The 22276-nt window shown below is 41.6% G+C and carries 15 protein-coding genes; all 15 read left to right on the top strand.

Going from position 1 to position 22276, the window contains the following annotated elements:
* Positions 1–57 precede the first annotated feature (57 nt).
* The 15 genes from rpsR (at position 58) to CD03_RS0120660 (ending at position 22276) form a co-directional block, all read left to right on the top strand.
* Positions 58–324 carry a 30S ribosomal protein S18 gene (rpsR, locus tag CD03_RS0120735; RefSeq protein ID WP_027295275.1) on the top strand — a complete coding sequence of 89 codons (267 nt, stop codon included), beginning with the start codon at positions 58–60 and terminating at the stop codon, positions 322–324.
* A 185-nt stretch (positions 325–509) separates the two neighbouring features.
* A complete protein-coding gene (locus CD03_RS0120730; protein ID WP_027295274.1) occupies positions 510–926 on the top strand; it encodes a MarR family winged helix-turn-helix transcriptional regulator in 417 nt (138 codons plus the stop codon).
* 73 nt (positions 927–999) lie between these two features.
* Complete coding sequence (locus tag CD03_RS34230; protein WP_044290175.1) at positions 1000–1677, top strand: YczE/YyaS/YitT family protein; 678 nt, start codon at positions 1000–1002, stop codon at positions 1675–1677.
* A gap of 122 nt (positions 1678–1799) precedes the next feature.
* Positions 1800–2828 (top strand): LacI family DNA-binding transcriptional regulator, encoded by a 1029-nt coding sequence (locus tag CD03_RS0120720; RefSeq protein ID WP_027295273.1) that lies wholly within the window; start codon positions 1800–1802, stop codon positions 2826–2828.
* A 324-nt stretch (positions 2829–3152) separates the two neighbouring features.
* Positions 3153–4160, top strand: a complete 1008-nt coding sequence (locus CD03_RS0120715; protein ID WP_197041683.1) for a Gfo/Idh/MocA family protein — start codon at positions 3153–3155, stop codon at positions 4158–4160.
* A gap of 24 nt (positions 4161–4184) precedes the next feature.
* Entirely contained in the window at positions 4185–5018 is an 834-nt protein-coding gene (locus tag CD03_RS0120710) for a sugar phosphate isomerase/epimerase family protein (RefSeq protein ID WP_027295271.1), read from the top strand.
* Between the two features lie 94 nt (positions 5019–5112).
* Positions 5113–6018 (top strand): sugar phosphate isomerase/epimerase family protein, encoded by a 906-nt coding sequence (locus CD03_RS0120705; protein WP_027295270.1) that lies wholly within the window; start codon positions 5113–5115, stop codon positions 6016–6018.
* Positions 6019–6034: 16 nt separating this feature from the next.
* On the top strand, positions 6035–7453 hold the full coding sequence (locus tag CD03_RS0120700) for an MFS transporter (RefSeq protein ID WP_027295269.1): 1419 nt from the start codon (positions 6035–6037) through the stop codon (positions 7451–7453).
* Positions 7454–7471: 18 nt separating this feature from the next.
* Positions 7472–7594: a hypothetical protein gene (locus CD03_RS38985; protein WP_255348106.1), complete on the top strand. Its 123-nt coding sequence runs from the start codon at positions 7472–7474 to the stop codon at positions 7592–7594.
* Between the two features lie 512 nt (positions 7595–8106).
* Positions 8107–15099 carry a LamG-like jellyroll fold domain-containing protein gene (locus CD03_RS0120685; RefSeq protein WP_027295268.1) on the top strand — a complete coding sequence of 2331 codons (6993 nt, stop codon included), beginning with the start codon at positions 8107–8109 and terminating at the stop codon, positions 15097–15099.
* A gap of 163 nt (positions 15100–15262) precedes the next feature.
* A complete protein-coding gene (locus tag CD03_RS0120680) occupies positions 15263–17104 on the top strand; it encodes a sensor histidine kinase (RefSeq protein ID WP_027295267.1) in 1842 nt (613 codons plus the stop codon).
* Positions 17085–18596 (top strand): response regulator transcription factor, encoded by a 1512-nt coding sequence (locus tag CD03_RS0120675; protein WP_027295266.1) that lies wholly within the window; start codon positions 17085–17087, stop codon positions 18594–18596. Before CD03_RS0120680 ends, CD03_RS0120675 begins: the two co-directional genes overlap by 20 nt.
* A 40-nt stretch (positions 18597–18636) precedes the next feature.
* A complete protein-coding gene (locus CD03_RS0120670; RefSeq protein ID WP_242849132.1) occupies positions 18637–19803 on the top strand; it encodes a sugar ABC transporter substrate-binding protein in 1167 nt (388 codons plus the stop codon).
* A gap of 114 nt (positions 19804–19917) precedes the next feature.
* Positions 19918–21279: an ABC transporter substrate-binding protein gene (locus CD03_RS0120665; RefSeq protein ID WP_027295264.1), complete on the top strand. Its 1362-nt coding sequence runs from the start codon at positions 19918–19920 to the stop codon at positions 21277–21279.
* 91 nt (positions 21280–21370) lie between these two features.
* Complete coding sequence (locus CD03_RS0120660; RefSeq protein ID WP_027295263.1) at positions 21371–22276, top strand: carbohydrate ABC transporter permease; 906 nt, start codon at positions 21371–21373, stop codon at positions 22274–22276.

The following is a 22276-nucleotide window of genomic DNA, read 5'->3' as shown; positions in this document are numbered from 1 at the left end:
GAGAAGCAGATCTCATACATTATATGAATTCGAAATTTGTAAAAGGAGGTAACAAACATGGCTTATAATAGAAATGATAGAGGCGGCGATTCTCCGATGAAGAGAAGAGGCGGACGTAGAAGAAAAAAAGTTTGCGTATTCTGTGGTAAAGAGAATACCGAAATCGATTACAAGGATGTTAATAAATTAAAAAGATATGTATCTGAGAGAGGAAAAATTCTTCCTAGAAGAATCACAGGAAACTGTGCAAAACATCAGAGAGCTCTTACAGTTGCAATTAAGAGATCACGTCATATCGCTTTAATGCCATACGTAATGGATTAATCATTAAAATTGATAGCTAAACCGCCATTGTTTGAAACAATGGTGGTTTTTTTGTCTGTAATAGCCAGATGATCGAGCGAGAAAACATCATACTTGACACCCTGGTAAATTCTGTATATAATACTACATGTTAATAGTTAGAATTCTAAGTATTAGAATACAAATAAAAAAGGAGACTCCAATCAATGGATTTTCACATATTATTAATGGTAAATCAGGCAGTGTTCCAAAGAAAGTTTTTTGCAAAAATTGCAGAGACAGGTCTGACTTCAGGGCAGCCAAAAGTATTAGATTACTTAAAGGATCATGACGGCAGTGTACAAAAGGATATTGCATCAGCTTGTCAGATTGACCCGGCTACCGTTACCAGTCTCTTACTCCGTATGGAGGAAGCAGGCTTGGTACAACGGAGAAACCAACCGGGAAATAGAAGATCACTTCATGTGTTTTTAACAGATAAGGGAAAGAGGGAGATCGTAAAAATTCAAAAAGCCTTTTTAGAACTGGAAGAGGAGGTATTTAAAGGATTTTCTGCGGAGGAAAGAACGGGTTTTATGGAAATGTTCATGAAAATAAATCAAAATATTTCCGATGAGAAATAGAGCAGGTATAAAACCGTATCTCACTTCTAAATATAAAAAATTTAAGACATACTTTGGAAAGAAGGAATATAAAGTGGAGAAATTAAAACGTTATGGAGTATTTATGGCAGGCTTATTTGTCAGTTCCCTGGGGGTGAGTTTTGTTACAAAGGCGGATCTTGGAACCTCTCCTATTTCATCCATCCCCTATACGCTGAGTCTGAAATACGATATGACTCTGGGGGAATTTACAATTGCATTCAGCCTGCTTCTTATATTGTTTCAAATAGCAATACTCCGTAAAAGGTTTCGAAAAGAATCTTTGCTTCAAATTCCAGTTTCTGTTTTGTTTGGATATTTTATTGATCTCACCATGCTCTTGATCAATTGGGTGAATCCAGGAGCATACATTATGAAAATTATCATGTTGCTTGCCGGATGTATAATTTTGGGATTTGGAGTATATCTGGAAGTACTGGCAAATGTGGTGATGCTTCCGGGAGAAGCTTTTGTCCAGGCAGTTACGCTTACGTGGAAAAAGGATTTTGGACCAACAAAGGTGGTATTTGACGCTTCTATGACAATTATGGCAGGAATTATTTCTTTTGTAATATTTCAGGAGATACAAGGAGTTAGGGAAGGAACTGTGGTTGCAGCTTTGGTGGTAGGATTTGTTGCAAAGTTCTTCGGCAAAAGGCTGGGATTTATGGAAAAAATATTGTTTACTACGGCCACGGAAAAAGAACATGACAAACTGATAGAGAATGTGTAACCCCGATAATATGAGGACTGTCTGGACCACACCCTGAGGAAGAAAACAGATAACAAAGCAGTTGCAGTATATATGGAAAAAGCATATAATTAGTGGCAGAAAATGTAACATAGGAGGAAATTATGGCGGTTACATTACAGCAAATAGCTGATAAAGCAGGGGTATCGAGAGGTACTGTGGACCGGGCATTGAATAACCGGGGGCGGATTAATCCGGAAGTAGAGGAACGGATTAAGCGGATTGCCAAAGAAATGGGATATCAGCCTAACAGAGCAGGCAGAGCATTGGCGATGTCCAGGCATTCTATCAGGATTGGTGTTATTTTACAGTCGATAGATACCCCTTTTATGCAGCAGGTAAAAGAGGGCGTTGAAGCTGCAAAGGAAGAGGTCCAGCGCATGGGGGCCGAGGTGGAAATAAAAGAAATCGGGGGTATTGATGCTTCCGCTGCGATTGCTTATATGGAAGAAATGAGGGAGAGCGGATGCAATGCGATTGCGCTTGTACCAAGTGAAGATGAGTTTTTAAAGACTACGGTAGATACATTTGTGCAGGATTATCAGATTCCTGTTGTTACCTTTAATTCTGATATAGCAGGATCTAAACGTCTGTGCTTTATAGGGCAGGATACTTTACAAAGCGGGAAAGCAGCGGCAGGATTAATGAGTGAAATTGTCTGTACTCATGGTAAAGTGCTGGTCATATCTGGATATCCGACGAATCAGGGTCATAAGAACAGAGCAAAAGGTTTCGTGGAAGAGCTGAAGGCTTGCAGACCGGATGTGGAACTTCTGGATATGAAATATGCATATGACGATGATTGGGCAGCTGAGAAGATAGTGGAAGAGGCATTGCATAATACAGAGGAATTAGCGGGCATATACCTGACTGCATCAGGTGTGGAAGGTGTATGCAAAGTAATCGAACATTATGGAATGGCGGGCAGGGTAAAGGTTATTTCCAATGACTTAACAGGTAAGAACGAAGAATATTTAAAAAAAAGAACCATTCAGTTTTTGCTGGGGCAGGATCCTTTTGCTCAGGGGAATAACTCTGTAATGATTTTATTTCATAAACTTTTTGACGGTATTGAGCCGGATAAGGAATATAATTATACTGAAATTGTTATAAAAAATAGATATAATATATAAAGTTGATCAAGAGTGAAAAATGAAGTAACAAAGATATGATCAAAGAAAAATAATGTTTTATGTAAATTGGTAAAAATAACCAAAATATGTGCAAGATGTGCTGATGATAAAGACAATCATCAATCATGTTGCACATATTTTTTGTTTATCATTTAACAAATAGCAAAATGTTCCAAAAATACCGTTGGCAAATTGTATAAAAAAGCAATTGTGTTCACGCGCACGCAATGATATTATAGCCGTATCAGAAAGATAGTTTAGTTAAAAAAACCTTATGTAAGAAGTAAATCAGTTAACCAAAATGATAATAAGAAAGGTGGAAAAATGATGTTAAGAGTTGGAGTTATTGGATGCGGTGGAATGGGCAAGGATCATATTAAGAGAATTACAGACAAGATTCAGGGGGCAGAAGTTACAGCAGTTTCAGATGTATTTGAAGAAGGGGCTAAAGCAGCGGCGGCTATCTGCCAGGCGAAGGTTTATCACAATAGTCAGGAGCTGATTCTTGATCCTGAAGTAGATGCAGTTGTCATTACATCCCCTGGTTTTGCACATGCGGAATCTATTTTAGAGGCAATTAAGGCAGGAAAGCCGGTATTTAGTGAGAAACCCCTGGCAACAACAGCAGATGACTGTCTCAGGATTGTAAAAGCAGAGCTGGAATCCGGAAAACATCTGGTTCAGGTAGGTTTTATGCGCCGTTACGACAAGGGGTACAATCAGGTGAAGGAAGCTTTGGATTCCGGAGAGTACGGTGCGCCATTAATGCTCCATTGCACCCATAGGAACCCCGAGGTAGGCACAAATTATACCACACCCATGGCAGTGCATGACACGGCAATCCATGAGATAGATGTATTGCACTGGCTGATTGATGATGAGTATGAGTCAGCACAGGTTATTATGCCAGGCTGTACAAAATATTCACATTCTAAGTTAAAAGATCCTCAGATTATGCTTCTTAGGACAAAAAAGGGCATCTGTATTGATGTAGAGGTCTTTGTAAATTGTAAATTTGGTTATGACATTAATTGTGAGGTTGTTTGTGAAGATGGCGTTGTGAAGATGCCCGCTCCGGCATATCCTGTTATCCGGAGAAATGCTGCATTATCAACGACAATTGATACGGACTGTTTTGTTCGTTTCCGTGATTCCTATGATACGGAAATGCAGAACTGGGTTGAAAATGCAAAAAAAGGAGTTGTCACAGGACCTACCGCATGGGATGGGTATCTGGCAGCAGTTACCGCAGATGCACTTGTAAAGGCTCAGGAAACCGGTAACGTCGAACTTATAAAAACCGATATGGAAAAACCAGAATTTTATCAATAGAAATATGAAAATGGAGGAATTGATATGAAGATTGGATTTAATGAAGCAACGGCACTGGAATGCAAAGGTCAGTCCTTAATGGCGGACTTGGAAGCATGTGAGAAGTATGGATTTGATTATATTGAGATTCGTTTTGATTGCGTAAAGGATTATCTGAAAGATCATACATTAGAGGAACTTGCAGAATGGTTTCAAAACCATCACTTAAAACCATGGGCTTATAATACGCTGATTTTTTTCAATCAGAGAGATGAAGCCGGAGTGAAAGAAATTGATGCGGAGACAGAATTCATCATAAAGGTCTGCAAGGCAATTGATATGAAAATGCTCATTGCAGTTCCATCTTTTGACGTAAAGGATATATCAGTCACTGACATTAAAGAAGAAGCAGTGGACAGACTGCGTTATCTATCCGATAAAGTAGGAAGCGGGATTAAGATTTCCCTGGAATTCTGTGGTGCTCCAAACTGTTCCATTAATCAGTTTGGAACGGCATACGATGTAGTGAAAGCGGTAAACCGTGAAAACGTGGGAGTTACTTTGGATACGTTTCACTTTCATGAAATGTGCTCGAAACTGGAAGATCTTCGAAATGCCGATGGCAAGAAGATTTTCGCGTATCATTTAAATGATTGTGAAGATCTTCCACTGGGTTCTTGTGGAGATGACAAACGTCTATGGCCTGGAGAGGGAGTTGTTGATCATTCCGGTATAGCTAAAGCGCTAAAGGAAATTGGATTTGACGGTGTATGTACAATTGAAGAATTCCGTCCGGAATATTATGAGATGACTCATGATGAAAATGTAAAAAAGGCGGCAGAGGTAACCAGGAGTTTTGTTGCAAAGTATTTTGAATAGCTGCATCTATGATATGGTGCCGCATTACCAGAAGCCCCAGGTTGTGATCTGAGATCACAGTCCGGATCATATCACAAAAAGGAGAATGCAAATCATGAAAATAGCATTTGATGTGGATGTTTTAGCAAAACAAATGAGTATTAATGATATGGTGCATCAGGTGGCCGACTGGGGATACAAGTACATAGAACAGTCCCCTCACCCACGTATTAATCCATTTTACAAGCACCCGCTTTTTTCGGCTGAATGTGAAATGGAATACCGGAAAGCATTAAAGGAAACCGGTGTTGAGATATCATCTTTTATAGTTGTTTACCGATGGTCTGGGCCAACGGAAGAGCAGCGAAATATAGCAGTAGCAAACTGGAAGAAAATTGTGGAAATTGCAGTGAATATGGGGGTACAGGTTATCAATACGGAGCTTTCGGGAGATCCGAACCAGCAGGAAATCTGCAATGGGATGTGGTTTCGCTCTATGGATGAACTGCTGCCGCTATTCGAAAAAGAAGGAATCCGGGTTGAGATACAGTCTCATCCCTGGGATTTCTGCGAACTGAACAATGAAACCTGCGATATGGTAAAGAGTTACCGATCCGAGAATCTGAAATATGTGTATTCTGCACCTCATGGATTTTTCTATGATCAGGGAAAAGGGGATGTCCGTTCCATGCTCGGATATGCAGGGGATGATTTAAGCCATGTATTGTTTGCAGATACGTTCAATCAGGTAAAAGACTGCAGATATATTCTGAATCCGCCTTGGCTGAACCGCATGGGAAAAGAAGATGTGGCCGTTCACCAGCATAATCCTATGGGAGAAGGTGATGTGGACTTTTCCGGTATCTTTGCAAAATTGCGTGAAATGGACTTTGCAAACAGAACTTTTCCGGTCGGAGGAGATGCTATCTCCTGTGTATCTATTTTTGGCTATCCGGAACGAATGGATATAGAAGCGCCGCGTGCAAGGGAAATGATAGAAAATGAGCTCTTGGGAAAATAAAGCCGGAGGATAATGTATGGGGAGAATACCAGAGTTATTAAATTTTAAGCAAAAAGGAAAAGACATGAATGAGTTTGCCAAAGTTCCTGCTAAAGAGAAGCTGGCATATTGCTTTGGTGATCCGGCACTTACTTTGATGTACACCATGACAACTACTCTGTTGATTTATTTCTACACAAATGTAGTGGGAATATCAGCCGGTTCAGTAGGTATGATTATGCTGGTATCCAGGGTATTCGACGGTGTCTCGGATGTGATCATGGGGACAATCATTGACCGGACACATTCCAAATACGGAAAGGCAAGGATTTGGATTCTGCGTCTGGCGGTGCCCTATGCTTTGGCTGCGGTTTTTCTTTTTACAATGCCGGGAATGGGTGATATGGGAAAAGTTATTTATGCCTTTGTCACTTATAATATCATGAATACCGTGGTTTATACGGCAATCAGCCAGCCGTTTCATGCGCTGGGTTCCTTAATGAGCAGGGACCGCAGAGAGAGGGATGTTATCTGCAATATTCGTATGATACTTTCCATTACGGCAAGTATGGTTATTACGGCATTTACGCTGCCCATTATTAACAAGCTTGCAGGGGTGATCCGGAATGAACAGGCTGCATGGATTATTGTTACGGCGGTATATGCAGTAATCTCTGTATTCGTACTGATCAATACTTATATGACCTGTACCGAACGTGTATGTACGGCACAGAAGGTGAAAGAGAATATTCCATTTTTTAAAGCCTTAAAGGCAACTGTTACGAACCCATATTTTTTGATAGCACTGGGGTTAATGCTTTTCTATACGGTTTACCAGATCATCATCGGGACAGATTTAACCTATTACTGCCAGTATGTTTTAAATGATGTGGACCTGGTCATGCCATTATCTGCGGCAGAAAAAATAGCTACCATTGCCGGTATTGCGCTGCTGCCCAGAATACTTCCCAGGTTCGGGAAACGCAGCCTCATCTGTGCAGGATGTTTAGTGGGAATTGCAGGGCAGCTCATATTTCTTCTTAACATAACAAGCGTTCCTTTGGGCATCCTGACCTGTATCATGCGTGGGATAGGCATAGCACCATTTTATGGAGTACAATATTCTCTCCCAAGTGATGCGATAGAATACGGCCACTGGAAGACCGGAATACGCATAGAAGGGTTGATGTTCTCATCCATGAGTATGGGGCAAAAAGCCGGATCGGGATTCACATCGGCAATTATGGGGGCAATTTTATCCATGGCTGCATTTGATGGTTTAAAAGCAACTGCCGCTGAACAGGCACCGGCGGCAATTGAGGCAATAAAATCGTTTTATCTCTATGTTCCCATAGGAATCTGGCTTATCATGTTTCTCATAGCTGCCTGTTATCGGCTGGACAGAAAGTATGACCGCATGATGGGGGAATTGATGGAAAGGGAGCAAGAGGTTTAGATTATTAAAAACAATTAGATGAAAAAATGGTATGAGCAGATGCAGAATTTGATAAATTTTGTATCTGCTCATTTTATTGTTGTAAGAAACGATGTAACGATAAAAGTTAAAATTATCTGTACCCGGCTATATACAACATAATGTTTATAAAAATTAGAATAAATAGAAATAAATCACTATTAGACTATAGACAAGGGATAGGTTATGAATTATAATATATATGCTGTCGACTCTTTCCAGCAGGAAGGAGGTGCATCTATGGAATACATAGTTGCTTTTATAATATCAGTAACAGCTAGCATAGCTGGATATTATGTTTGCAGATGGATAGAAAAGGACAACAAAGACAGCTAAAGAAAAATCCCCACGGAAATAGGCTCCGTGGGGATTCGTGCATCTAGAATACATAGTTGCTTTGCATGCTTTTATAATATAACACTTTGCAATAAATGTCAATTCTTTTTTTATTTCTAATGCCTTTCCGGCATCCTTCTTTCTATCAGAAGTATAGTGGATTTTCCGTCTACAGCGTCAAATATATTAAAATAATACTATAAGATAGTACACCTTCCTTAAGATAATGCAATTTTTGAAAGCAATTGATAACGCTATAATGAGATTGTAACAAAATAAGCACGGAAAAGGAGAATGTTATGGGGAAGAAAAGAAAACGGAAATTGGCGACGAAGGCATTGGCAGTTGCAGTAGCGGTTTCTATGCTGCCAGGCAGTGCGATCACAGCGTTTGCTGAAACAGGTACCGGAACAGAACCGGGAGCATTGGCAATTGGACATCCGACATTTAAGAACACGGAAAGCTTGGCGGATGTATACGATTTGGGAGGCGTAACGTATGATTCAAAAGAAATGATGAAAGCGCTCTATCAGCAGGATCTGGATAACGGTGGAGATTCCTTTTATATGGACCGTATTCTGGCGCGTTATGGAGTGGCAAATGGCAACGCGGGCAATAATGGAAATGACGATGGCAATACATTTATGACCAGAGGACGGGCACTTTACATGTATACCAGTAATCCGGGTATCATTGGTTTTGGCGGAAAAACCAGCTATGGATGCAGTTCATCCGGAAGTTCTCTTGGCGGAGACATGTATGCAATTAATTTTTCAGACGATTCCGGTGCATTAAGCACTAAGGAAGTAACAAGCAAACGTGTAAACTATCCAAGTAACTGGGTAAGCCAGTATCAGGTTGGATCCCTGACAGCAGATGTGGAGAAATTCATCAGCAATGAAAATGTTGCTGTTACTACAGTTAAACTGACCAATACAGAGGGAGCTGACAAAACCATTGCGGTTAATGTAAATTCAAACTTTGTAAGCAGCCGCGATGAAGTGACGGTGGGAGGCGAAACCCAGCAGGAGCTTACCGGTTCTATGAATTCAACAGCTGATTTAACAAAGATCACTACCCGCCTATCGGGAAATGGATTTGAGTATGCAGAAGGATCCAATAAATCCATGGTAAAAACAGTCACCATCCCGGCTGGACAAACAGTAGAAGTAAAAGTTGTTATGGCTTTTACCACAGAAGAACTTCCACAGTCCACAGCAGATTATGTACGTTTTCTGGAACTGGATGGTACAAGTGCTTTAAAAGCTCAGAAGGCAGAGTACAATGAGTACTGGGCGGAAAACCTTCCATACATAGACGTACCAAACAAAGCAGTTCAGAAGGCAATTGACTATCGTTGGTGGCTGGAAAGGTTTAATACAATGGATGCCAATATCCCAGGATATGATTTCCAGTATCCCGTTACGGTAGAAGGCGTATTGGGTTATAATAATGCAATTGCATTAACACAGCCAATGCATTTACAGGATACAAAGTGGTTAAGAAATGCTTATCTGCCTCTCGGACAGTTATTATCCGTAGGAAACAGTTCCCAGAGCAGTGCATTCTTAGACAACCCGGGAAACCGTTCAAACTGGAATAACCACTACGGCCAGTATATTGCAGACGCAGGTTTAGAAGCATTTAATGTTATTGGCGGCGGTGCAGAGCTGGCTGAAAATCTGGCATATTATTTTGAACATGACGCCAAAGGACAGCTTGACCACTACGGCAACCATACAAGTGCAACGACTCCTGAAAATTATCTGATTGATTACCAGAATAATTATATGACAGGAAATGATGCAGATACGATTTCCATGCATGTAAAAGGAATCGGAAACTGGAAGACACATGGAGAAAATGCATACGTATATGCAGCTGCTCAATCTGCTTCTGACCTCTATGTAATGTTAGGAAATATTGAAAAATCAGAGGAAATGAAAACTCTGGCTGATAATATTCAAAGTGATATTCTGGAGTACCTGTGGTGTGACCAGTGTCAGAAATTTGAGACACGTGCCGTAAATCCTACCGGCTCTTTTGTTTCCCATAATCCGGACAAACCAAATCTGGTAGAATTGACAGAATCCAATAACTACAATTATTTCTCTGTTGGAGCAGTTCCCACAGACGAAGCATCCATTGCAAAATATAAAGAAGCACTTAAGACCTTTACCAATGGAGACGATTTCCCGATCTTCCCGTATTATACGGCAAATCAGGTACACAATAAGCAGCTTCCGGGATCCAATAACTTCTCGAATATTAACTTTACTGTTCAGGCAAGAGCATATGAAGCAGCACTGCGTACCTATGACGTAGAGCAGGAATATGTAACGGATGATATGCTTGCCCTCATGGTTGAGTGGTGCGCATGGAATATGTATCCCAATGGCGGAGACATCCGTTATCCAAATAATAACGAATTCTTCAATATTGATGATAAGACATTAGAGACCTACTACCGTTCCTGGATTTACCACAATATCCTTGGTAACTATACCTATCTCTTTATTGAAGATATGGCAGGCGTACAGCCCCGTTCCGATGAAAAACTGGAACTGGATCCAATCGATTTCAGCTATGACCATTTCATGGTAAATAATATTCGTTATCATGGCAAGGACATAACAATCAGCTGGGATAAACCGGACGGAAATAAATATTACGGTGACAATGTACCGGAAGGTTTTGCAGTATGGATCGACGGCGAATCTGCATTTGTATTAAATGATCTGGTTCACGTTGTATATGACGCTAAGACAGGCGAACTGGAATTCCCGGAAAATGAAAAAACTACAGTACTTTCAAAAGCTTCTGTTTCTGAGATACCGGCAGCAATGGATGTTGCTATTACAGACAGAAATGCCGTTGAATTGCTGAAAAAATCCGGAATCAATGGTTTGACAAATGAAGCAGAAGGTGCAGCTGTAACCGCATCTTATACTCCGGCTAAAGCAAGAGCTGCAACATGGGCAGAGAAGCATCGCGCAGATGGAAGTGACGCTACCTCAAAGGCAGTAAACGAGACAGCTCCGGACCCACAGGCTGTAACCGATGGAATGACCGTTAATATGCCATTCTGGGGCAATGACCAGAGTACCAATGCAGCAGATTCCCTGGTAATTGATTTAGGCGGACAGAAGAATATCGATATGATGGATATTTATTTCTACAATGACCGTCAAAGCGGAGGTTATGCAGAACCGACGAAATACACGTTGGAATACTGGGACGGCAGTGCATGGAAGCATGCAGAAAACCAGAACAGGACTCCTGCAATTCCAAGGGCAAATTACAACGAGGACAAATTTAAAGAAATTACCACAGACAAAGTACGGGTAACCGTAACGAATCAGCCGGGACGATATACGGCAGTTACAGAAGTCCAGCTATTTAAAGAGGGCGGAGACCGTCCGGCAGTAGAAAACCAGGCGCCGGACGTAACAGTAAAAGTAAATACAGAGAAGCTGGAGAATATGAAAGCTTCACTGACCGCACAGTGTACAGATGACGGATTGCCATATGATAAGACACTTACTTATAAATGGGAAGTAACCGAAAAACCATCTGATACGGCATCTGCTTACTTAAGCGATGAAAAAGCCTTAAATACTTCGTTAATCGGTTCCGAAGAAGGAGCTTACAAAGTAAGATTCACAGCAGATGATGGGGAAATACAAACAGTAAAAGAACTTTCCGTAGAGATTAAAAAAGCAGATACACAGGCAGATATAGATGTTGCGCCTTCTGCTGCTGCAAGTTCAGATTATACAGCAAGCTGGGAAAAACTGGACGGAATAAATAATTCTGCATTTGAGCCGACAAAATCTGCTGGCGGTACTGGAAAAGGCTGGGGCAACTGGGGCGTTTCAGGCGGAGCAGGATCTAACCACTGGGTACAGTACACCTGGAAAGAAGCTGTCAATATCTACAAGAATGATATTTACTGGTACGATGATAACGGTGGCACCCGCGTTCCATCCTCCATTCAGATCCAATATAGAAATGATGCAGGCGAATGGGTTGACGCTAATGTAATTACCGATTTCCAGGATGCGAATAAGAAGAACAAATATAATACCATCGATATGATCCCGGTAACCACAACCGCACTGCGCATGAATATGAAGCTTTCCGCAGCAGGAACCGGAATTTACCGCTGGAAAGTATACAGCACACCGGTAGAAGAAATCCTTCCGGTATTCAAAGGAACAAAAACCGGAACCATTCCGGAAATGCCAAAAGATATTATTGCAAAAACTTCTTACAGCGAATTGAGATCCGTAAAAGTACTCTGGGATGCTATCACACAGGATCAGGTAGCTGCAGACGGACAGTTTACAATCAATGGTGTAAATGAAGAAACCGGTAAATTTGTTACGGCGACCATTACAGCAAGGTCTGATATGGATAAAGCAACCATTACAACCGTCGACGACACAACAGTCAACACCCTGGCAGGAAACCTTCCATATATGCCGCAGACCGTTATGGTTCTGTACAACAATGGTGTAAAGGACAATGTCAGTGTCAAGGTAACATGGCCTGAGATTACCGCAGACCAGGTTGCAGCGGAAGGAACATTTACCATTGAAGGAGTTGTTGAAGGTACAACAACAAAAGCCAAAATGACGGTTAATGTAAGAGGAATGTCCGTAGATACCTCCAAATTGTCAGAAGAACTGATTAAGGCAAAAGATTATGCAGCTAAGGATTATACCGCAGAATCATTTAAGAAGTTAACAGATGCAATTACGGCAGCGGAAGAACTCTTAAAGGACAGCAATGTGACACAGGCACAGATTAACAAAGCACTGGATGATCTGAACACTGCAGTTTCCGGATTAGTAGGATTAAAGACAGAACTGCAAAAGACTCTGCAGGAAGCAAAAACATTTGATCCTGCAAAATACACAGAGGAAAGTTATGCAGTACTTAGCAAGGCAATTATCGATGCAGAAGAAATATTAAAGTCGGAAGACGCCGTTGAAGCAGATGTAAATAAAGCAGTAGAAGCATTAAAGGCAGCAATGGGACAACTGGATAAGATTGAAAATGCAGAACTGGTATTACATTATAGCTTTGATAAACAGGATGATCTTACCCAGATCAAGGACAATTCTGCTAGTAATTATACGGTAGCAGTTCCAAAACTGGAAGATATTGATTTTGTAAAAGGCAAGAGCGGCGATGCACTTAAATTTGACGGAGAAGATACCTCATTTGAAATTCCGGCAGGTGCAAACCTGGCTTCCAGGGATATCACAATCTCCTACTGGTTTAAGCGTACAGGAGAATTATCAGGAAATAACTCCCTGTTATGGGCAAAAGATGAATCAGCCTATAATGGAAAAGGATTCTATACAAATTATCCGGTAGGCGATGAATACTCATCCTTCTTCGTAATGGATGGATTCAATGGAATTTATGTAGCACAGAACCCGAATGACTTCCTTCCATTAAATGAATGGACACATATTGCAGTAACCTGGGATTCAGACAGCAAAACGGGTAAGATCTATAAGAATGGACAGGAACAGGAAGTCACAGTACTGGGAGATCCGCAGACAATTACCGGATCAGAGACAGCAGTAAACCGTGTAGGAAAGAACGGTTACAGCAATGACTCACAGTATCCGAACAATCTGGAACTGGATGACCTTAGAATTTACAACGGTGCGGTAAACAGCGAAAAGATTAACGAGCTTTATACAGAGTATGACAACAATGTAGACAAGACTGTTTTACAGACGGCGCTGGAAACAGCAGAAGCTTACATTCCGGATGGATATACAGCAGAGAGTTACGCTGTACTGGAAGCAGCAATTGCTGAAGCAAGGAAAGTTTTCGAAGATGAGAATGCGGATCAGGATGCAGTAGATGAGCAGATTGGCAAGCTTGAAGAAGCAATTGCCCAGCTGGAAAGTATTCTGGCTGATCTGACACAGTTACAGTCCCTGTACAATGCTATTTCACAGATGGATATGAGCATCTACACAGAGGAAAGCGCAGATGTATTGAAAAATGCACAGGAAAATGCAGGCGCAGTAATTCAAAAAGAAAATGCTACAAAAGTGGAAGCAGCAGAAGCAGAATCAGGATTACTGGTAGCCCTTGCAGGACTGGAGAAAAAAGCAGAAGAACCGAAACCGGTAATTGATAAATCATTAGCAAAAGCATTATACAGTGCTTACAAAGACCTGGATCTTTCCGGATATACCCAAGAAAGTGCAGCAGCATTTACACAAGCATTAGGCAGTCTGCAGACGGTAATCGGAAAAGAAAATGCAGCACAGGAAGAAGTTGACAATACCATAGCAAATCTTCTGTCAGCAGCGACTGCACTTGCAGTAATGCCGGAAGATCCGGAAGAACCGGAAGTAGAGGTAGACTTCTCCGTACTGAGCGTACTTTACAATGCATATACAGGCATTGATACCGCTAAGTATACAAAAGAAAGTACCGATGCATTCCTTGCAGCACGTCAAGGTGCACAAGACGTTCTGAATAACCCTGATGCAGATCAGGCAGCAGTTGACCAGGCAGCGTCGGCATTGGCTAAGGCAGCAGCAGAATTGACAGAAGAGCCGGTAAAACCGGAAGAACCAACTGTTACCACAGATACAACAACATTAAAGGTACTATATAATGCCTATGCAGGACTTGATACCGGCAAATATACAGACAGCAGCGCAAAAGCTTTAAAAGATGCAGTGGCAGCGGCAGCAGCAGTTTTAAATAATGCAAATGCAACACAGGATCAGATTGATCTGGCAGCATCAAAACTGATGTCAGCAGCTACAGCACTGGAAATGAAACCTGCAGAGACTCCAAAACCGGTAGTACCTGCACTGAAAAAGGGCCAGATCCTTACTTACAAAGGACTGCGCTACAAAGTTACCAATCCAACAGCAGGAAAAGCAACTGTAATGGTGGTTGGAGCATCCAGCAAGTCCGTTAAGAAGGTAACGGTACCATCTACGGTAACCTTAAAAGGAGTAAAATGCAAGGTAACAAAGATTGGACAAAAATCATTTAAGAATTACAAGAAGCTGCAGCAGATAACAATCGGTGCAAATGTAACAGCGATTGGACAACAGGCATTCTATGGGGACAGCAAGCTTACCAATATCACTGTTAAGTCAAAAGTACTGAAGAATGCATACAGCAATTGTTTGAAGAATATTTCTTCCAAGGCAGTGATTAGAGTTCCGAAGTCTAAAGTGAAGACATATAAAAAAGTATTTAAAAACAGAGGACAGAAGAGCAGCGTAGTAATTAAGTAAAAAGCAGAATCACAAGCCAGCGTTCTTACGCTGGCTTGTGTTGTAGAAAAATAAATAAAATGAACAATACTTATTAGATTATATTTTAAGCAAGCTTGCGATATATATCCGGATAAGTGTAAAATAATGGTATTTGAGTATTGCGGAAAGTGAGCCTGTAAACATGTTGAAAAAAATAATCGTACGATATAATAACTGGACACTTGGAAGAAAATTGTTATTCGGTTTTTTGTTTGGCTCAATTATACCGATTCTGTCTATACAGTTAATAGGATACTATGTAAATAAAAATATAGTAACGGAAAAGGTAGATCAGTTAATGGTTAGTAATCTGACCCAGATATCAGAACGGGTGCACTTAAATATGGAAACCTATTCCAGCCTTTTATACCAGCTGTACACGGATGAACAGCTGACAGAGAGTATAAAAACTCTGATGGATATTACGGACAGCCAGAAAGCATTTGCATACAACAGAGCATACAACTGCCTGAAGCAGTATAACAATGACAATCTGGGTATCCGGTGTATCAGTCTGGTGTGTGCGGACGGCAGTTCAGTGGTAGCTGATTTTCAGACAGATTCTGCAATTGATAATTTATGGAGAGGCTATCCGGATCTGAGAACGACGAAGCCTTACATAGACTGCATTGATGAACCAAGCATGGTCATTACGCCCACTATGAAGTTTCAGGAGAACGGAACGGAAGGGTATTATTTTCATATGTCCAAACGGGTATTTGATTTTGACCATCTGGAACAGGGAAGCATTGCTACCATTATTATGTCTATTGATGAACGTATCCTTGAGGAAATCTGTAATAAGCCAGAGGATAGTGCCAACCAGGAACTGTCCCAGCACAGCCTGAATTTTATTCTGGATGAAAACAGGCAGGTAATTACCTATCCGGATGAGAGTTTTGTGACTCTGAAAATGAATCCCCGGCTAACGGTAGCGGAATTTGTAAAAGTTACAGGATATCTGCGGGATAAAAAAACGGCTATCAACGAATACAGAGACCCTCAGACAGGATGGGTTTTTTACAACGTGTATGATAAAGACTATATGCTGAAGGATCTGGTAAATACCCAGAAGATTTTTCTGCTTGTAGGCGTTGCCGCAGTTATTTTCGTAACGTGCATTATTAGTTATACGGTATATATGTTAAACCGGTCAGTCCGTTCGGTATTAAAAGGAATCGGACAGGTACAGCAGGGGCATCTGGATGTGGTGATTCCGGAAGATACCCAGGATGAAATTGGTCTGATTGCACGAAACTTTAATACCATGACCGTAAAAGTGAAAGAGCTGGTCACTACCGTAAAAGAGGCACAAAACAGTCAGAAAAATGCAGAAATCCGTGCGCTGGAGGCACAGATTAACCCGCATTTCCTATATAATACCCTGGATTCCATTAACTGGATGGCAATTGAAAAGGGAGAGTATGAGATCAGTACCATGCTGAGAAACTTAGGTGTTATACTGCGTTACAGTGTAAATAAGAGTAATCAGAGAGTCAGCATATGGGAAATGTCGGATTGGCTTCATAAATACATCAGTCTCCAGAAAATGAGATTTAATGATGCATTTACGTACAATCTGCAAATAGACAAAAATACAGAAAAGGTGAAAGTATATAAGCTGCTATTGCAGCCATTTGTTGAGAATTCTATTATACATGGGTTTGATGGAATGATGGCGGGGGGCTTATTGAGAATTGAATGTTCACTCTCAGATGACGGGAAGGGGGTTGTATTTATTATAGAGGATAACGGAGTGGGCATGCCGGAAAGTAAGGTACAGGAGTTTAATGACCCGAAAAGGGCGATTATTGATGATGGAAGGAGCATCGGACTAAACAATGCATTCTCAAGGATGTATATGTATTATGGAAATAAAGCCAGCTGGACAATCAGCAGCTTAAAAGGCCTGGGAACGGTCATCACCCTGCGCCTGCCGGTTATTGATGAAATGAGGAAGGAAAATGAGGATATTAATAGTTGAAGATGAGGTAAAGATCAGAGTTGGAATATCAAAACTGATCTCGTCTCAGAGCGGTCACACAATTGTTGGAGAAGCAAAAAACGGAATGGAGGGATATGAGATGGCAATCCGGCTTCGCCCGGAGTTGATCATTACCGACATCCGAATGCCTGTCATGAATGGGCTGGAAATGCTGGCAAAGATTCAGGAGGACAAAGTTGCCTGCCATAGTGTTATTCTCAGTGGATATTCAGAATTTGAATATGCGAAAAAGGCAATAACCCTGGGAGCGGATGACTATCTGTTAAAGCCCATTGCGGCGGAAGACGTAAAAGAGGTACTGGATAGGATTGAAGAAAAACTGGATCTGGAAAAAAGGCAGATTGAAGGAACGCCTCAGGGATATATCAGGGATATTATCCTGGGCAGCCTGGCGGAAACCAGGGAGAATTACCAGCGCCTTGCCGATATCGGCGGATTAGATCTGGAATCACCGTGTTTTCTTTATGCAGGCTATCTTGGAAATGCAGAGCCGGCATATGTTGAATTTTGCAAAAACCAGCTTGAGGAAATGAAAGTGAAATACGGCAAGGACCGCATTTATATGGTATTTATTGAAAGTACGCAGGAATATGTGTGTGTCATTCAGAGCGAAAATCCGATGGAGGGATGGAATAAGAGGATTAGCCACAGAGTATATCTGAAGAATGTAAGAGAGGGGCAGGCAGTGTGGACAGCCGGAAGCATCCTGTCTCTTACAGAGCTGCGCAGCCAGGTAAATGAACTGCGAAAGCTTACTTCTTATGCAATGGCATTGGGATATACACATTTGCTGACGAAAAGGGAAATCAGCCTGTTTACTCCGGAGGAATTTACATATCCGGTATTTTTGGAAAACAGGATCAAAGTATCTGTATGCAAGGGAGATAGTGAGGAGTTAACAAGCTGTGGGGATAAATTCCGGTCATATATGAGGGATCAGAAATGTGAACCTTATCATATCCGTCAGGGGTATATGAAAATGGTAAATTACATTTTAAATATTTCCCAGGAGGTTGCAGAGGAGGGCTATCGGCTGATACAGGAGCAGAATCCTATTAAAACTCTCGGTAATGCCATTACCTTATCGGAACTGGAGACCTGTTTCCAAAAGATTATTCAGATTCTGGCAAAAACGGTAAATAAGAAAGATGATATCCGTAATTATACGGTAAACAGAGCAATCAGCTACATACGGGAACATTATATGGAAGTGATATCCCTGGAAGAAATGGCCAGACGTCTGGACATTACCCCCGAATACCTCAGTACCTTATTTAATAAAGAGGTGGGGATTAATTTTTCAACTTTTCTTAAGAAATTTCGTATCAGCCAGGCGAAACGGCTGCTGAAAGGAAGTGAGCTCAAGATCTATGAAGTGGCAAATGAGGTTGGATATGGTGACCCGAAATATTTTAACAGGGTTTTTCGTGAAGAGGTCGGAGTCTCGCCGGGGGATTACAGGCAGTCATAAAAGAAGACGAAAAGCCTGCAGTTATTTTCTTATTTTACTGATGGCAGTCCAGATGGCAGGCTGCAGGAACCAGGAAAGTGACGGGCAGGAGGAAAGCAAGGCAAGGGAGGAACTGGTTCTTTGGTCCTATTATGAGACCGATGCCCAGAGAAGCGGTCTGGATAACCTTGTAAACGGGTTCAACCAGTCCCAGACCCAGTACCGTGCTTCCTGGAAGTATGTCCCCATGACCGATTTTGACAAACAACTTTCCCGTTCATATACAGAGCAAAGCCTGCCGGATATGGTTCTTATTGATAATCCCGACATGCCGGTATTTATACGCCTGGGTGTATTTGAGGATATTACACAGCAGATAGAATCCTGGAAGCTGGAAGAAGAATATTATAAGGCGGCAGTAGAAACGGTAAGCCTGGATGGAAGATATTATGGTATTCCATTTATCTGCAATAACCTGGGATTGATTTATAATAAGGAGATGTTAAAGGAATCCGGGGTGGAACCGCCGGGTACCTGGGAAGAATTAAAGACTGCGGCGAAAGAGCTCACAGTGGGAGAGCGCAAAGGATTTTTAATGTCCGCGGTTGATTCTGAACAGGGGGCATTCCAGATCCTGCCATGGATTTTATCAGCCGGAGAAAATCCGGATCAAATCGGAGGTGAGAAGACAAAGGAAGCTTTTGTATTTTTAGATAGTATGGTGGAGGATGGAAGCATGTCAAATGAATGCATCAATCTGACACAGATCGATGTTGCCAGAAAATTCATAGCAGGCGAAGCGGCAATGATTGAAAACGGGCCATGGATATTATCGATGCTTCAGGAAGCAGGCATCTCTTATGGAATCACCAAACTGCCGGTGAACCGGGTGAGCAGTATGATTACCGGCGGTGAAAATATTGGTTTTATTAAAGGGAAAAATGTAGAAGGTTCCCTGAAATTTTTCCAGTACTGTATGAACGGGGAAGTTATGGAATCCTTCTGCATAAAGACCGGATCCCTGCCGGCCAAAATCAAAAAGGCAAAAAAGGTGGTTAAGAAAGACGAACAGCTGAGGGTCTTTGAAGAACAGATGGAAAAAGCGGTTGCAAGGACTTCCATACCTTCATGGTCTGCTATCTCAAAGCAGATACCAAAGAGCTTTTATCAGATGGTGTCGAAGGAAAAAACCCCGGAAGAAGCGGTGGATATGCTGCCTGAAAATTAAATCCAAGAATTATCCACCATTATTAAAATATTAGAATTAATCTTTAAAGGAACCTCTCTTATAATGTACTTACCAGGAAAGATACTGGAGTCAAATATAAGGGAGGTTTTTATCATGAAACTAAAGAAACTTACGGCAATGGCTCTTGCGGCAACGATGGTTTGTACAATGGCAGCAGGATGTGGAGGAAGCTCATCCTCCGGAACCACCGAAGCAGCAAAAGGTGAAACAACAGGGACGACTGCAGCTGAGACAGCAGGAACGGATGCACCGAAGGAGACAGCAGCGGCTGAAACCCAGGCAGAGACCCAGGCAGAAACTGCAGCAGCTTCCACCGGTGAAAAGAAAGAGGTTGTGATCTGGGATTATTTTGAGACAGATGCCCAGAAGGAAATGATGCAGACTTTGATAGATGGATTTAATTCATCACAGAGTGAGTTTACGGCTACACATACATATGTGCCGTTTGCGGATTATCAGAAACAGCTTACTTTAGGACTTGCTTCCGGTGAATTACCGGATCTGGTTATCATGGACGGATGCAGTATGGCTTCTTTCATACAATTGGGACTTATGGCGGATGTATCCGATGCATCAATTGCGTGGGATGACTACCTGAAGGGTCCAATGGAGTCCACAATGATGGATGGCAAACATTACGGCATTCCTTTTGCAACAAACTGTACCGCATTATTCTATAATAAAGATTTATTTGATGCAGCAGGCGTAACTTATCCCGATGAAAATACCACATGGGATGATTTCAAGGATATGGCAGCAAAGTTAACAAAAGACGGCGTAACCGGATTTGGTAATGCAGCAGTTGGTACAGATGAAGGTACCTTCCAGTGTCTGCAGTGGCTGTACACAGCAGGCGGCACTTACACCGATATTAAGGGCGGCGTAAAGTCTTACGATTTAATGAAAGAAATGATTGATGCAGGTTCCTGGACAAAAGAATGTGTAAACTGGACACAGTCTGATGTTAATAACAACTTTATGGCCGGAAACATTGCAATGCAGCAGAATGGACCATGGCAGATCCCAGGTATCGAAAAAGATGCTCCGGACTTAAACTATGGCGTAACAGTATTACCGAAATTTGATAAAGATTCCAGTCAGGCAACATCAATCCTCGGCGGTGAGAATATGGGCGTTGTGAAAAAAGACGATACCGCAGGCGCAGTTGCTTTCATGAAATATTATGATCAGAATGAAGTTATGATCGATGCAATGAAGAAATATGGCTCCTTCCCTCCAAAAACGGAAGCAGCACAGGATTCTTACTGGACAGATGATCCGATTCAGGCAGCATTTATTACTCAGCTTGAGACTTCAATCCCAAGAGGACCATCCGCATCCTGGCCATCTTATTCATCTGCAATCCAGAATGGATTCCAGGAAGTTATGACAGGTGCAAAGACGCCTGAGGAGGCAGCAGACAGTACTCAGGCTGCTGTAGACGCAGTAAAATAAAATATTAGGGCGTGTTTAAACACGCTCTAGGGACTGCCTGGTAGACTTGCTTCCGACAGTCCCTTTTTAAAAGATATGAGGAGGGATTAACGTGAGACATGGTAAAAAAAAGACACCGGCTTACCTGGGAGTTATATTTGCACTTCCCGCTTTGATTTATATGATGGTGCTGATAGGGTACCCCATGGTAAAGAACCTGTTATTAAGTTTTAAAAATGTAGATGTTTATACATTTGCAGATACGGCTTCCCAGAGTTTTGTGGGGTTGCAGAATTATGTTGATTTGTTCAGCGGAGCCGATTCTATTTTAATGAAATCAATCGGCAATACATTAATTTTTACACTTGCTTCTATATTTTTTCAGTTTGTAATCGGATTTGGACTTGCATTGTTGTTTAATAAAAAATTTCCAGGCTGCTCCTTTTTCCGTGGGGTGACTATGATATCCTGGCTTTTACCGGTAACGGTAGCGGGACTTTTGTTTAAATTTATGTTCCAGTTAAATGGCGGAATTATTAATCAGTTCCTTACATCCGCAGGTATTCTGGATAAACCCATAGAATGGCTGCTTAATGGAAATACCGCTATGGTGGCAATTGTAGTAGCCAACATCTGGATCGGTATCCCATTTAATATGATGTTAATTCTGACCGGATTAACAACTATTCCAACCGAAATTTACGAGAGTGCCAGTTTGGACGGTGCTTCCAAACGGCAGACCTTATTTCATATAACAGTGCCAATGATCAAACCGGCAATTATGTCGGTGCTGACACTGGGATTTGTATACACCTTCAAGGTATTTGACCTTGTATGGGTAATGACAAAAGGCGGACCGGTAAATGCTACGGAACTGGTTTCCACTTATGCATACCGGCTTTCCTTTGAAGAGTTTCAGTTTAGTAAGGGTGCGGCAGCATCGAATATCCTGTTCTTGATTTTGCTGTTTGTAGGATTTTTCTACATCAGGACTATTGATGATGACGAGGTGATGTAA

The sequence above is a fragment of the Robinsoniella sp. KNHs210 genome, from assembly GCF_000686105.1.
GTDB lineage: Bacteria > Bacillota > Clostridia > Lachnospirales > Lachnospiraceae > Robinsoniella > Robinsoniella peoriensis.
Note: the sequence above shows the minus strand (reverse complement) of the source record. Positions and strands in the feature narration are given on the sequence as shown.

Excerpts from the sequence above, each read along its gene's own strand:
- CD03_RS0120700 (WP_027295269.1), top strand. The coding sequence starts at position 6,035 with ATGGGGAGAATACCAGAGTTATTAAATTTTAAGCAAAAAGGAAAAGAC.
- CD03_RS0120670 (WP_242849132.1), top strand. The coding sequence starts at position 18,637 with ATGGCAGTCCAGATGGCAGGCTGCAGGAACCAGGAAAGTGACGGGCAG.
- CD03_RS0120675 (WP_027295266.1), top strand. The coding sequence starts at position 17,085 with ATGAGGATATTAATAGTTGAAGATGAGGTAAAGATCAGAGTTGGAATA.
- CD03_RS0120715 (WP_197041683.1), top strand. The coding sequence starts at position 3,153 with ATGATGTTAAGAGTTGGAGTTATTGGATGCGGTGGAATGGGCAAGGAT.
- CD03_RS0120730 (WP_027295274.1), top strand. The coding sequence starts at position 510 with ATGGATTTTCACATATTATTAATGGTAAATCAGGCAGTGTTCCAAAGA.
- rpsR (WP_027295275.1), top strand. The coding sequence starts at position 58 with ATGGCTTATAATAGAAATGATAGAGGCGGCGATTCTCCGATGAAGAGA.
- CD03_RS0120720 (WP_027295273.1), top strand. The coding sequence starts at position 1,800 with ATGGCGGTTACATTACAGCAAATAGCTGATAAAGCAGGGGTATCGAGA.
- CD03_RS0120685 (WP_027295268.1), top strand. The coding sequence starts at position 8,107 with ATGGGGAAGAAAAGAAAACGGAAATTGGCGACGAAGGCATTGGCAGTT.
- CD03_RS0120680 (WP_027295267.1), top strand. The coding sequence starts at position 15,263 with ATGTTGAAAAAAATAATCGTACGATATAATAACTGGACACTTGGAAGA.
- CD03_RS0120710 (WP_027295271.1), top strand. The coding sequence starts at position 4,185 with ATGAAGATTGGATTTAATGAAGCAACGGCACTGGAATGCAAAGGTCAG.
- CD03_RS0120705 (WP_027295270.1), top strand. The coding sequence starts at position 5,113 with ATGAAAATAGCATTTGATGTGGATGTTTTAGCAAAACAAATGAGTATT.
- CD03_RS0120665 (WP_027295264.1), top strand. The coding sequence starts at position 19,918 with ATGAAACTAAAGAAACTTACGGCAATGGCTCTTGCGGCAACGATGGTT.
- CD03_RS38985 (WP_255348106.1), top strand. The coding sequence starts at position 7,472 with ATGAAAAAATGGTATGAGCAGATGCAGAATTTGATAAATTTTGTATCT.